A 12,282-nucleotide genomic window follows, 5' to 3' on the forward strand; every position below is an offset into this window, starting at 1 on the left:
GTTTACCTTCAATAATCGTCTCTAAGATCCTGCATGGCCGACAGAATGACCAGGCCGGTAATGACCACGGCAAGGATGGCGGTTATCAACAGTGCAGTAAGCATATCCCCTCCTGATGCTGGCCCCTTTACATCAAGGATAGCGTACCCACAGCCTGGCTATAGCCCACCCTAGGGCTCTTTCAGAATACGCTTACAGGTAAGATCAGCCGCATCGGTACACTTCCTATCCCAAAAATAGGCATTTTCTATACATATTTTGCATTTATCCCGTTCAGCCGCGAATTAATGGGAAATCCCTCATCCGATCAACATGTTAAGTTAATGTGATCATCCCTGTTAACCTCCATAGCAGGGTCTATGCTTAATGAAAGTAGCCAAAAAGGGCGGTTAAGCCGAATGCCCCTGCAACTGAGGGGTTGAAGTGATAATCATTATCACTAACATGGTGTTATGCCCTGGGGGCGCAATACAAGAGGTGGATTTATGCAACAGCATTCAGAAACATTTGATCCGACAGAATTTGCGTGGCGTGGATTGTCGCTTACACCTGCCGCAGCGGCGCATATACGCGAGCTGGTAAGCAAGCAGGCGGGCATGCTGGGCGTGCGGTTAGGCGTCAAGACCACCGGCTGCGCCGGCTTTGGTTATGTGCTCGATACCGTCAGCGAACCGGCCAAAGACGATCTACTTTTCGAGCAGGATGGCGCCAGACTGTATGTTCCCTTGCAGGCGATGCCGTTTATTGACGGCACGGAAGTGGATTACGTGCGCGAAGGCTTAAACCAGTTATTCAAATTCAATAACCCGAAAGCCCAGAACGAATGCGGCTGCGGCGAAAGTTTTGGGGTATAGGCGGTATTATGTCTCGACATACTGAAGCAACTGACGACGTCAACACCTGGTCCGGCGGCCATATCAATTACAAAGAGGGCTTCTTCACCCAATTGCAGACCGATGAGCTGGCAAAAGGGATCAATGAAGAGGTGATCCGCGCCATTTCCGCCAAGCGCAACGAGCCAGACTGGATGCTGGAGTTCCGCCTGAATGCGTTCAAAGCCTGGCTGGAGATGGAAGAGCCGCACTGGCTGAAGGCGCACTACGATAAGCTGAACTATCAGGATTACAGCTACTACTCTGCGCCGTCGTGCGGCAATTGCGACGACACCTGCGCCTCTGAGCCCGGCGCGGCACAGCAGACCGGGGCTAACGCCTTTTTAAGCAAAGAGGTGGAAGAGGCCTTCGAGCAGCTTGGCGTGCCGGTGCGGGAAGGACGCGAGGTGGCGGTGGACGCCATCTTCGACTCCGTCTCGGTCGCCACTACCTATCGGGAAAAGCTGGGTGAGCAGGGGATCATCTTCTGCTCCTTTGGCGAAGCCATCCACGATCATCCCGAGCTGGTGAAGAAGTACCTCGGCACGGTGGTGCCGGGCAACGACAACTTCTTTGCGGCGCTGAACGCGGCGGTGGCCTCCGACGGCACCTTTATCTATGTGCCGAAGGGTGTGCGCTGCCCGATGGAGCTGTCGACCTATTTCCGCATCAACGCTGAGAAAACCGGCCAGTTTGAACGCACCATTCTGGTGGCCGACGAGGGCAGTTACGTCAGCTATATCGAGGGCTGTTCCGCCCCGGTTCGCGACAGTTATCAGCTGCACGCCGCGGTGGTGGAGGTGATCATCCATAAAGACGCCGAAGTGAAATACTCCACGGTGCAGAACTGGTTCCCGGGGGATAACAACACCGGCGGCATTCTGAACTTCGTCACCAAGCGCGCATTGTGCGAAGGCGAAAACAGCAAGATGTCCTGGACCCAGTCTGAAACCGGCTCCGCCATCACCTGGAAGTACCCGAGCTGCATCCTGCGCGGGGATAACTCCATCGGCGAGTTCTACTCGGTGGCGCTCACCAGCGGGCATCAGCAGGCCGATACCGGCACCAAGATGATCCACATCGGCAAGAACACCAAATCGACCATCATCTCGAAGGGGATCTCGGCGGGTAAAAGCCAGAACAGCTACCGCGGGCTGGTCAAAATCATGCCGACGGCCACCAACGCGCGCAACTTTACCCAGTGTGACTCGATGCTGATTGGCCCGGACTGCGGGGCGCATACTTTCCCGTACGTCGAGTGCCGTAACAACAGCGCCCAGCTGGAGCATGAAGCTACCACCTCGCGGATTGGTGAAGATCAGCTCTTCTACTGTCTGCAGCGCGGCATCAGCGAAGAGGATGCCATTTCAATGATCGTGAACGGCTTCTGTAAGGATGTGTTCTCTGAACTGCCGCTCGAGTTTGCCGTTGAAGCGCAGAAATTACTGGCGATTAGCCTTGAACACAGCGTCGGTTAAGGATTAAGGAAAGCACATGTTAAGCATTAAAGATTTACAGGTCAGTGTGGAAGATAAAGCGATCCTGCGCGGCCTGAGCCTGGACGTGCGTCCGGGCGAAGTGCACGCCATTATGGGGCCAAACGGCTCGGGGAAAAGCACGCTCTCTGCCACCCTGGCCGGGCGCGAAGATTACGAAGTGGTCGGCGGTTCGGTCGACTTTAAGGGCAAAGATCTGCTCGAGCTGTCGCCGGAAGATCGCGCCGGCGAAGGCATTTTTATGGCCTTCCAGTATCCGGTGGAGATCCCCGGGGTCAGCAACCAGTTCTTCCTGCAGACCGCGCTGAATGCGGTGCGTAAATACCGCAGCGAAGAGGAGCTGGATCGCTTCGATTTTCAGGATCTGATGGAAGAGAAGATCCAGCTGCTGAAGATGCCGGAAGATCTGCTTACCCGTTCGGTCAACGTCGGTTTTTCCGGCGGGGAGAAGAAGCGTAACGACATCCTGCAGATGGCGGTGCTGGAGCCGGAGCTGTGCATTCTCGATGAAACCGACTCCGGGCTGGACATTGACGCCCTGAAAATTGTCGCCGACGGCGTTAACGCCCTGCGCGACGGTAAGCGGTCGTTCATCATCGTTACTCACTACCAGCGTATTCTCGACTACATCAAGCCGGACTACGTGCATGTGCTCTATCAGGGGCGGATTGTGAAATCCGGTGATTTCACGCTGGTGAAACAGCTGGAGGAGCAGGGCTATGGCTGGCTTAGCGAACAGCAGTAACGCGCTGCAGCAGTGGCACCGCCTGTTTGAGGCCCAGGGCGGAACGCGCTCGGAGCAGGCCCAGCAGCACCTGCAGCAGATGCTGCGCCTCGGCCTGCCGACGCGTAAGCACGAGAACTGGAAATACACCCCGCTGGAAGGGCTGCTCAACGGCGAGTTTGTCACCCGGCCTGCCAGCGTGCAACCGACCGATCGTGATGCGCTGGCGCTCACCCTCGACGCCACCCGGCTGGTGTTTGTGGACGGGCGCTTTAGCCCGGCGCTGAGCGACAGCGCCGACGACAGCGGCTTTGAGGTCGTTATTAACGACGAGCGCCAGAGCCTGGCGGCACCGGTGCAGCCGGAGCTGTTCCTGCATCTTACCGAGAGTCTGGCGCAGAGCGTGACCCATATCCGCGTGAAGCGTAACGCGCGTCCTGCGAAGCCGCTGTTGCTGATGCACATCACCCAGGGGCTTGAGGGGGAGGAGATCAACACCGCCCACTATCGCCACCATCTGGAGCTGGGCGAAGGGGCCGAGGCGACGGTTATTGAACACTATGCCAGTCTGACCCCGGCGCGCCATTTCACCGGCTCGCGTCTGACCATGAGCGTGGCGGCCAACGCTCAGCTGCACCATATCAAGCTGGCGTTTGAGAACGCGGCGAGTCATCACTTCGCCCATAACGACCTCCAGCTTGCCGCCGATGCGGCGGCATACAGCCACAGCTTCCTGCTGGGCGGGGCGGTACTGCGTCATAACACCAGCACCCAGCTCAACGGCGAAAACACCACGCTGCGCATTAACAGCCTGGCAATGCCGGTGAAAACCGAAGTGTGCGACACCCGGACCTGGCTTGAGCACAACAAGGGCTACTGCAACAGTCGGCAGCTGCACAAAACTATCGTCAGCGATAAGGGCCGGGCGGTCTTTAATGGGCTGATTAACGTGGCGCAGCACGCCATCAAAACCGACGGGCAGATGACCAACAATAATCTGCTGATGGGCCGGCTGGCGGAGGTGGACACCAAACCGCAGCTGGAAATCTATGCCGATGACGTGAAATGCAGCCACGGGGCAACGGTGGGTCGTATTGATGATGAGCAGATGTTCTATCTGCGCTCCCGCGGGATCGATAAGCAGGCGGCAGAGAAGATGATCATTTACGCCTTTGCCGCCGAGCTGACCGAAGCGCTCGGAGATGAAACCTTAAGACAGCAGGTGCTGGCGCGAATCGGTCAGCGTCTGCCCGGAGGTGTGGCATGAGTTTTCCTGTAGAGAAAGTGCGGGCGGATTTCCCCGTCCTGACCCGTGAAGTGAACGGTCTGCCGCTTGCCTATCTCGACAGCGCCGCCAGCGCGCAAAAGCCCGCGCAGGTGATCGAGGCCGAGGCGGAGTTTTACCGGCACGGTTACGCGGCGGTGCATCGGGGGATCCATACCCTCAGCGCCGAAGCGACGCAGCGGATGGAGAACGTCCGTACCCGGGCGGCGGCATTTTTAAATGCCCGCTCGCCGGAAGAGCTGGTGTTTGTGCGCGGCACCACCGAAGGGATTAACCTGGTGGCAAACAGCTGGGGCAGTGCTGAGGTCCATACGGGCGATAACATCATCATCAGCCAGATGGAGCATCACGCCAATATTGTGCCCTGGCAGATGCTGTGCGAGCGGGTCGGGGCCGAGCTGCGGGTGATCCCGCTGAATCAGGACGGCACGCTCCAGCTTGAACAGCTGGATACGCTGCTGGATGAACGCACCCGGCTGGTGGCTATCACCCAAATCTCCAACGTGCTGGGCACCGAAAACCCGGTGGCGGACATTATCGCTAAAGCCCATCTTGTCGGCGCGAAAGTGCTGGTGGACGGGGCGCAGGCGGTGATGCATCACACCGTGGACGTGCAGGCGCTGGACTGCGATTTTTACGTCTTCTCCGGGCATAAGCTCTACGGCCCGACCGGGATCGGCGTGCTGTACGTCAAAGACGATATCCTGCAGAAGATGCCGCCGTGGGAAGGGGGCGGGTCAATGATCGCCACCGTCAGCCTGAGCGAAGGCACCACCTATGCCCGCGCGCCGTGGCGTTTTGAAGCCGGGACGCCTAACACCGGGGGCATTATCGGTCTCGGGGCGGCGATGGAGTATGTCTCGTCCGTTGGCCTCGATGCCATCGGCGAGTACGAGCAGATGCTGATGCACTACGCCCTGGCAGAGCTGGCCAGCGTGCCGGATCTGACCCTTTACGGCCCGGCAGATCGTCAGGGGGTGATCGCCTTTAATCTCGGGAAACACCACGCCTATGACGTCGGCAGTTTCCTCGATAACTACGGAGTGGCGGTGCGCACCGGGCATCACTGCGCCATGCCGCTGATGGCATTCTATCAGGTACCGGCAATGTGTCGCGCATCGCTGGTAATGTACAACACACTGGAAGAGGTCGACAGGCTGGTGGCAGGGCTGAAGCGTATCCACCACCTGCTGGGCTAAAAGAGGGCAAGAGATGGCTGCATTGCCAGACAGAGACAAATTGCTGCGTAACTTTACGCGTTGCGCAAACTGGGAAGAGAAATACCTCTACATCATTGAGCTAGGGCAGCGTCTGCCTGCCCTCAGCGAAAGTGCGCACGTTCCGGAAAATAGTATTCAGGGCTGTCAGAGCCAGGTGTGGATAATAATGCACCAGAATGAGTCCGGAATGATTGAATTAGCGGGCGACAGTGATGCGGCAATAGTAAAAGGCCTAATAGCCGTGGTGTTTATTTTATATCAGCAGATGTCCCCGCAGGATATTGTCGCTTTTGACGTGCGCCCGTGGTTTGAAAAAATGGCGCTTACCCAGCATTTAACGCCTTCGCGCTCTCAGGGTCTTGAGGCGATGATCCGCGCAATCCGCTCCAAAGCCGCCAACATTAGCTAAACTAACAGGACAGCTATCATTCTGTTTCACGAGGTGGTTCCCGCCTCGTGGATTTTTCAGCTTTCTGACGATCGGTCAGTGAATAAGGAATCTCAGTATGAAGCGCGCGTCCCTTGTTACTCTTATTCTCTTTGGTTCGCTCAGCGCGCTTAATAGCGCCCTGGCGGTGGATTATCCCTTGCCGCCGGCGGGCAGTCGGCTTATCGGGCAAAACCAGACGTATATCATTCAGGAAGGCGATAATAAGTTGCAGGCCATCGCGCGGCGATTTAATACCGCTGCGCACTTAATACTTGAAACCAATAATACCATCGCCCCGGTCTATCCGGCGCCGGGAACGGAGATCACTATCCCGTCGCAAATGCTGCTGCCGGATACCCCCCGGGAGGGGATCGTGGTGAACCTGGCGGAGCTGCGGCTCTACTACTATCCGCCGGGGGAAAACATCGTTCAGGTTTACCCGTTGGGCATTGGTCAACTGGGGCTGGAAACGCCGGTCACCGTGACCCGCATCAGCCAGAAGATCCCCAATCCAACCTGGACCCCCACAGCGGGCATCAGAGCGCGCTCGCTGGAGCAGGGCATCAAGCTGCCCCCGGTCGTCCCCGCAGGCCCCAATAACCCACTGGGGCGCTTTGCGCTGCGTCTGGGCGTGGGTAACGGCGAATATCTCATCCACGGTACCAGCGCACCGGATAGCGTTGGGTTGCGCGTCAGCTCCGGCTGTATGCGCATGAATGCGCCGGATATCAAAGCGCTCTTTGCCCAGACATCGGTCGGCACGCGGGTGCAGATCATCAATGAACCGGTGAAGTTCTCGGTTGAGCCGGACGGTAAGCGCTACGTTGAAGTGCATCGTCCGCTGGCGTCGGTGGAGGGGGAAAACCCGCAAACCCTGGCGATCGCGCAGTCCGGGGCCTTTGCGTCCTTTATGGCGCAGGGCGGTAGCGATAAGACGTTGGTGAATAAAGCGTTGTCACGTCGGGCAGGGATCCCGGTGGTGGTATCGACAGGGGCCGGGCCGCAGGTCGAGAGTACGGGGTTGTCAGCGCGTAATACGCAGCTTCCGGCGGCAGCGCCTCAGAGTGGGCATGAAGTGGCGATTCAGTAAAGCGAAATGCGGGGCAAAAAAAATGGCGCACAATGTGCGCCATTTTATTAACACAGGTACTATTACTTACGGTATTTAGTAGCCTGGTTGTCCAGACGCTGGTTAGCGCGAGCTGCGTCATCTTTAGCAGCCTGAACGTCGGAACGCATTGCGTTCACGTCGTTGCTCAGCTGGTCAACTTTAGCGTTCAGAGTCTGAACGTCAGAAGACAGCTGATCGATTTTAGCATTGCTGGAGCAACCTGCCAGCAGAGTAGAACCCAGGATTACCGCGCCCAGTACCAGTTTAGTACGATTCATTATTAATACCCTCTAGATTGAGTTAATCTCCATGTAGCGTTACAAGTATTACACAAAGTTTTTTAGGTTGAGAATATTTTTTTGATGGGAATATGCCTATTTTTGATCGTTCGCTCAAAGAAGCACCTGTTTTGACTATTTCGTGAAAAATATTGTGCAAAAACAGACAATTTTCATCGGATTCATCTTAGAAAACGTACCCGTTAAATAGAAAAACCCGATTTGCTTTTTTAATAAGTTTGGTTGATAGCGGAAATAAAAAAAGCGCCCCGAAGGACGCTTTTTATACAAATTAATTCGTTCGAAATTATTACAGGACGTGAACAGATGCGGTATTAGTCGTGCCGCTTGGTACCAGCGCACCGGAAACCATCACCACAACGTCGCCTTTCTGCGCCAGGCCACGCTCAACCAGCTGCAGGGCCACTTCTTTACCCAGACGGTAGAAATCATCAGTAGAAGCGATCTCTTTCACCAGGTGCGGCACAACGCCTTTGCTCAGTACCAGCTGACGAGCAGTGATCTCGTTAGTGGTCAGGGCCAGGATAGTCGCGTTCGGGAAGTATTTACGAACGGCTTTAGCAGATTTACCGCCCTGGGTTGCAACCACGATCAGCGGTGCTTCCAGTTTCTCAGCAGTTTCTACCGCGCCACGGCAAACGGCTTCGGTGATGCGCAGTTTACGGCTGTCGTTGTTGTTATCAAGACGGCTTGGCATCACGCGGTCAGTACGCTCGCAGATGGTCGCCATGATGGAGACGGCTTCCAGCGGGTATTTACCCTTCGCGGATTCACCGGACAGCATGACTGCATCGGTACCGTCGAGGATGGCGTTCGCCACGTCACCGGCTTCTGCGCGGGTTGGACGTGGGTTTTTGATCATGGAGTCCAGCATCTGGGTGGCGGTGATCACCACTTTACGTGCGCGAACACACTTCTCGATCATCATCTTCTGCGCGAAGATCACTTCTTCAACCGGGATCTCAACGCCCAGGTCACCACGCGCAACCATGATGCCGTCAGACGCTTCGAGGATTTCGTCGAAGTTGTTCAGGCCTTCCTGGTTTTCGATTTTGGAGATGATCTGGATGTGCTCTCCGCCGTGCGCTTTCAGGTGCTCACGGATTTCAACCACGTCGGAACGCTTACGGATAAAGGAGGCGGCAACAAAGTCAACGCCTTGCTCGCAGCCGAAGATCAGATCCTGTTTATCTTTCTCTGCCAGAGCAGGCAGGGCGATGGAAACGCCTGGCAGGTTAACGCCTTTGTTTTCACCCAGGTCGCCGTTGTTCAGCACTTTACAAACAACGTTTTTGCCTTCGATAGCGGTGACTTCCATACCGATCAGGCCGTCGTCCACCAGTACGGTGTTGCCAACGGACAGGTCGCTGGTGAAGCCTTCATAAGTCACAGCAACGATTTCACTGTTGCCGACAACGGACTTGTCAGTGGTGAAGGTGAAGGTCTGTCCCGCTTTCAGCGAAACGTCATTACCGCCTTCCAGTTTAATGGTACGAATTTCTGGACCTTTGGTATCCAGCAGGATTGCTGCTTTTTTACCGGTCTTGCTCATCACGTTGCGCAGGTTCTGAATGCGCTGACCGTGTTCAGCATAGTCACCGTGAGAGAAGTTCAGACGCATAACGTTCATGCCGGCTTCCAGCATTTTGGTCAGCATCTCTTCAGATTCGGTTTTCGGGCCGATGGTGCAAACAATTTTCGTCTTTTTCATGACAGTCTTAGTCTTTAAGTTGAGAAGGATATGGAAATCTCGCTCCGGGGGCGCATGGCCTCAGAGTCAAACCTGTGTTGCGAAATTTTTTGTGACACGCAGTAAGGATAGGTGACATCAAATGAGCGTGCAGAAGAATGTGTGCCTGTGTTTCAGCCCAGGGAGAGAGGGAAAGTTGTATGCGTTGTTTTTTGTAGTCCAAGCGCTGAAACCATTCATCAGGGATTAGGTGCGCATTATACGCTGATAAATGCGCAAAAGGAAAATGAAAACAGCGTTTCAAAAATTTTATATGCCGTTTCACAAAGGATTGTTATCAAGGCGTTAAGGTTCACTGTAAGGATGTTGCAGGAGCGGAAATCCTTACGTCAAACGCCGCAAATTGTTTGGGCCAGTCCACATATCCGTCCCATACCTATTGATTGCTAAAAATGAGCTTTACGGGTTTTGCCAGCCTGCATGCGGCATATTGCTGAAAGTTATAAGATATTCCTTTTCATTCATTTAAAACCTAATAACGGCTGTTTACTATCATTTGGACATCCATACTGCTAAACCGCCACGGGCGAACGGATTACTCTAAGAATGATAGTACTCAGGAATATTTCGAAGATTTTTGACAACGGAAAAGTGGCGCTGACGGCCGTTGATAACGTGAACCTGACGATAGAGCAGGGACAGATTTATGGAATTATTGGCTACAGCGGCGCCGGTAAAAGCACCTTAATCCGCCTGCTCAACGGCCTGGAAAAACCGACCACCGGCAGCGTGACCATCAACGGCCAGGATATTTCCGCCGCGAAAGGCGAAGCCCTGCGCCAGGCGCGGCTGAAGATCAGTATGGTGTTTCAGCACTTCAACCTGCTGTGGTCCCGCACGGTGAGCGAGAACATCGCCTTCTCCATGCAGATTGCCGGGGTGCCAAAAGCCAGAATCAAAGCCCGCGTGGCGGAACTGGTGGAGCTGGTGGGGCTGAAAGGCCGCGAACAGGCTTATCCGTCTCAGCTCAGCGGTGGGCAGAAGCAGCGCGTCGGTATTGCCCGCGCACTGGCGAACAACCCTGACGTCCTGCTCTGCGACGAGGCCACCTCGGCGCTGGACCCCCAGACTACCGATCAGATCCTCGATCTGCTCCTCGACATTAACCGTCGCTTTAAGCTGACCATCGTGCTTATCACCCATGAAATGCACGTGGTGCGCAAGATCTGTGACCGCGTGGCGGTGATGGAAAACGGCAAAGTGGTGGAAGAGGGCGAGGTGCTGCAGGTCTTTACCCACCCGCAGCAGCCGATTACGCAACAGTTTGTCCGTCAGGTCAGCCAGTACGCCGAAGAAGAGACCTTTAACACCGAGCTGGCGAACGAGCTGGAAGGCACCGTCATCAAGCTGACCTTCACCGGACACAGCACCCACAAGCCGATTGTCGGGGAACTGACCCTGCGCTACGGCCTGCCGTTTAACATCCTGCACGGCAAAATGACGCAAACTGCCCACGGCGTATTCGGCCAGCTCTGGCTGCACGTGGTGGCAACCGAAGAACAACTGAACAATATCCTCGCCGATTTGCAGCACAGTGATATTGAAGGCGAGGTAATTAAACATGGCTGAGAATCTCTTCCCGCACCTGAAATGGGACCAGCTCTGGGCTGCCACCCTGGAAACGCTGTACATGACGGCACTTTCCGGCGTCGCGACCTTTGTGCTCGGGCTTGTCCTCGGCCTGGCGCTGTTTTTAACCGCCCGGGGTGGCATGTTCCACAACCGCACGGTCTACAGCGTGATTTCGATTGTGGTGAACGTGTTCCGTTCGATCCCGTTCATCATCCTGATTGTGTTGCTGATCCCCTTCACCAAAACCGTGGTGGGAACCATCCTCGGGGCGAATGCCGCGCTGCCTGCGCTGATTGTTGGCGCCGCGCCGTTCTACGCCCGTCTGGTGGAGATTGCCCTGCGTGAAGTGGACAAAGGGGTGATCGAGGCGACGCGCTCAATGGGTGCCCGACTGAGCACCTTAATTTTTCGGGTTTTACTGCCGGAATCATCACCCGCTCTGGTCTCAGGGATCACGGTGACGCTGATTGCGCTGGTCAGCTACAGCGCAATGGCGGGGGTGATTGGTGCCGGTGGTCTGGGAAATCTGGCCTATCTGGAGGGCTTCCAGCGCAACCATGGTGACGTCACGCTGGTGGCAACGGTGACCATTTTGATCATCGTTTTCATTATCCAGTTCTGCGGCGACATCATTACTTCCATTCTTGATAAAAGATAAACACTAATAACACACAGGAACCATCATCATGAAAAAGACACTGACGTTGATCGCCGCAGCAACCCTGAGCGCCCTGAGCTTTGCCTCCTGGGCTGACACCCTGACCGTGGGCGCGTCCAACACCCCGCATGCGGAAATTCTGGAGCAGGCGAAGCCGATTCTGGCGAAGCAGGGTATCGATCTGGAGATCAAACCGTTCCAGGATTACATCCTGCCGAACACCGCTCTGGCCGGCCGTGACATCGACGCCAACTACTTCCAGCACATTCCGTACCTGAACAGCGTGCTGAAAGATCACGCCGGGGATAAAGAGTATGATTTCGTCAGCGCCGGGGCGATCCATATCGAGCCGATCGGTATCTACTCCAAAAAATACAAGTCGCTGAAAGATCTGCCGGAAGGCGGAAAAATCATCATGCGTGATGCGGTGTCTGAAGAGGGTCGTATCCTCTCTATCTTCGAGAAAGAGGGCGTGATCAAGCTGAAGCCAGGCATCGACAAAGTGACCGCGCGCATCAGCGACATCGTTGAGAACCCGAAAAAGCTGCAGTTCACCCCGAACGTTGAAGCCTCTCTGCTGCCGCAGATGTACAACAACGACGAAGGCGCTGCCGTAGTAATCAACGCCAACTACGCCATCGACGCCGGTCTGGATCCGGTTCACGATCCAATCGCGGTAGAGAGCGGTGAAAACAACCCGTACGCCAACATCATCACCGTGCACCGTGGCGATGAGAAGAAGAAGGATATCGTGGCGCTGGTGGACGTGCTGCACTCTAAAGAGATTCAGGACTGGATCCGCACCAAATACAAAGGCGCTGTGATCCCGGTTAACAACTAATCCCCTGATTCTGCGTTTAAAAAG

Annotated in this window: 13 protein-coding genes; 10 read left to right on the plus strand and 3 right to left on the minus strand. The window is 55.5% G+C overall.

All coding sequences use genetic code 11. The annotated features are described in order from the left end of the window. Positions 1-485 precede the first annotated feature (485 nt). The 7 genes from sufA to ldtE all read left to right on the plus strand — a co-directional run bounded on the left by sufA (position 486) and on the right by ldtE (position 7,117). On the plus strand, positions 486-854 hold the full coding sequence (sufA, locus tag ACP4QI_RS08915) for a Fe-S cluster assembly scaffold SufA (RefSeq protein ID WP_106993654.1): 369 nt from the start codon (positions 486-488) through the stop codon (positions 852-854). Between the two features lie 8 nt (positions 855-862). After that, positions 863-2,350 carry a Fe-S cluster assembly protein SufB gene (gene sufB, locus ACP4QI_RS08920; RefSeq protein WP_426494841.1) on the plus strand — a complete coding sequence of 496 codons (1,488 nt, stop codon included), beginning with the start codon at positions 863-865 and terminating at the stop codon, positions 2,348-2,350. A gap of 16 nt (positions 2,351-2,366) precedes the next feature. Continuing rightward, positions 2,367-3,113 carry a Fe-S cluster assembly ATPase SufC gene (sufC, locus tag ACP4QI_RS08925; RefSeq protein ID WP_142489198.1) on the plus strand — a complete coding sequence of 249 codons (747 nt, stop codon included), beginning with the start codon at positions 2,367-2,369 and terminating at the stop codon, positions 3,111-3,113. Then, positions 3,088-4,359 carry a Fe-S cluster assembly protein SufD gene (sufD, locus tag ACP4QI_RS08930; protein WP_142489199.1) on the plus strand — a complete coding sequence of 424 codons (1,272 nt, stop codon included), beginning with the start codon at positions 3,088-3,090 and terminating at the stop codon, positions 4,357-4,359. The genes sufC and sufD overlap by 26 nt, the downstream gene beginning before the upstream one ends. Beyond that, positions 4,356-5,576: a cysteine desulfurase SufS gene (gene sufS / locus ACP4QI_RS08935; RefSeq protein WP_426494840.1), complete on the plus strand. Its 1,221-nt coding sequence runs from the start codon at positions 4,356-4,358 to the stop codon at positions 5,574-5,576. Before sufD ends, sufS begins: the two co-directional genes overlap by 4 nt. A 13-nt stretch (positions 5,577-5,589) precedes the next feature. Beyond that, positions 5,590-6,006 carry a cysteine desulfuration protein SufE gene (sufE, locus tag ACP4QI_RS08940; RefSeq protein WP_142489201.1) on the plus strand — a complete coding sequence of 139 codons (417 nt, stop codon included), beginning with the start codon at positions 5,590-5,592 and terminating at the stop codon, positions 6,004-6,006. A gap of 97 nt (positions 6,007-6,103) precedes the next feature. Continuing rightward, positions 6,104-7,117 carry a L,D-transpeptidase LdtE gene (gene ldtE, locus ACP4QI_RS08945; protein WP_426494839.1) on the plus strand — a complete coding sequence of 338 codons (1,014 nt, stop codon included), beginning with the start codon at positions 6,104-6,106 and terminating at the stop codon, positions 7,115-7,117. Between the two features lie 62 nt (positions 7,118-7,179). Here ldtE and lpp read toward each other — a convergent pair whose 3' ends face one another. The 3 genes from lpp to ynhH form a co-directional block, all read right to left on the minus strand. Continuing rightward, positions 7,180-7,416, minus strand: a complete 237-nt coding sequence (lpp, locus tag ACP4QI_RS08950) for a murein lipoprotein Lpp (protein WP_001082307.1) — start codon at positions 7,414-7,416, stop codon at positions 7,180-7,182. A gap of 310 nt (positions 7,417-7,726) precedes the next feature. Beyond that, positions 7,727-9,148 (minus strand): pyruvate kinase PykF, encoded by a 1,422-nt coding sequence (pykF, locus tag ACP4QI_RS08955; protein ID WP_142489203.1) that lies wholly within the window; start codon positions 9,146-9,148, stop codon positions 7,727-7,729. A gap of 7 nt (positions 9,149-9,155) precedes the next feature. Next, positions 9,156-9,452: a protein YnhH gene (gene ynhH, locus ACP4QI_RS08960; protein WP_426494838.1), complete on the minus strand. Its 297-nt coding sequence runs from the start codon at positions 9,450-9,452 to the stop codon at positions 9,156-9,158. 281 nt (positions 9,453-9,733) lie between these two features. Between ynhH and ACP4QI_RS08965 the strand changes: the two genes are divergently transcribed. Genes ACP4QI_RS08965 through ACP4QI_RS08975 form a run of 3 tightly spaced genes read left to right on the plus strand, consistent with a single transcriptional unit; the run spans position 9,734 to position 12,258 of the window. After that, positions 9,734-10,756, plus strand: a complete 1,023-nt coding sequence (locus tag ACP4QI_RS08965; protein ID WP_142489204.1) for a methionine ABC transporter ATP-binding protein — start codon at positions 9,734-9,736, stop codon at positions 10,754-10,756. Continuing rightward, positions 10,749-11,417, plus strand: coding sequence for a methionine ABC transporter permease (locus ACP4QI_RS08970; RefSeq protein ID WP_103179330.1), 669 nt, complete (start codon positions 10,749-10,751; stop codon positions 11,415-11,417). The genes ACP4QI_RS08965 and ACP4QI_RS08970 overlap by 8 nt, the downstream gene beginning before the upstream one ends. 28 nt (positions 11,418-11,445) lie before the next feature. Then, positions 11,446-12,258: a MetQ/NlpA family ABC transporter substrate-binding protein gene (locus ACP4QI_RS08975; protein ID WP_039029111.1), complete on the plus strand. Its 813-nt coding sequence runs from the start codon at positions 11,446-11,448 to the stop codon at positions 12,256-12,258. Positions 12,259-12,282: the final 24 nt, after the last annotated feature.

Origin of the sequence: Leclercia sp. TB492 (assembly GCF_049974505.2) — a bacterium.
GTDB classification, from domain to species: Bacteria; Pseudomonadota; Gammaproteobacteria; order Enterobacterales; family Enterobacteriaceae; genus Enterobacter; species Enterobacter adecarboxylatus_C.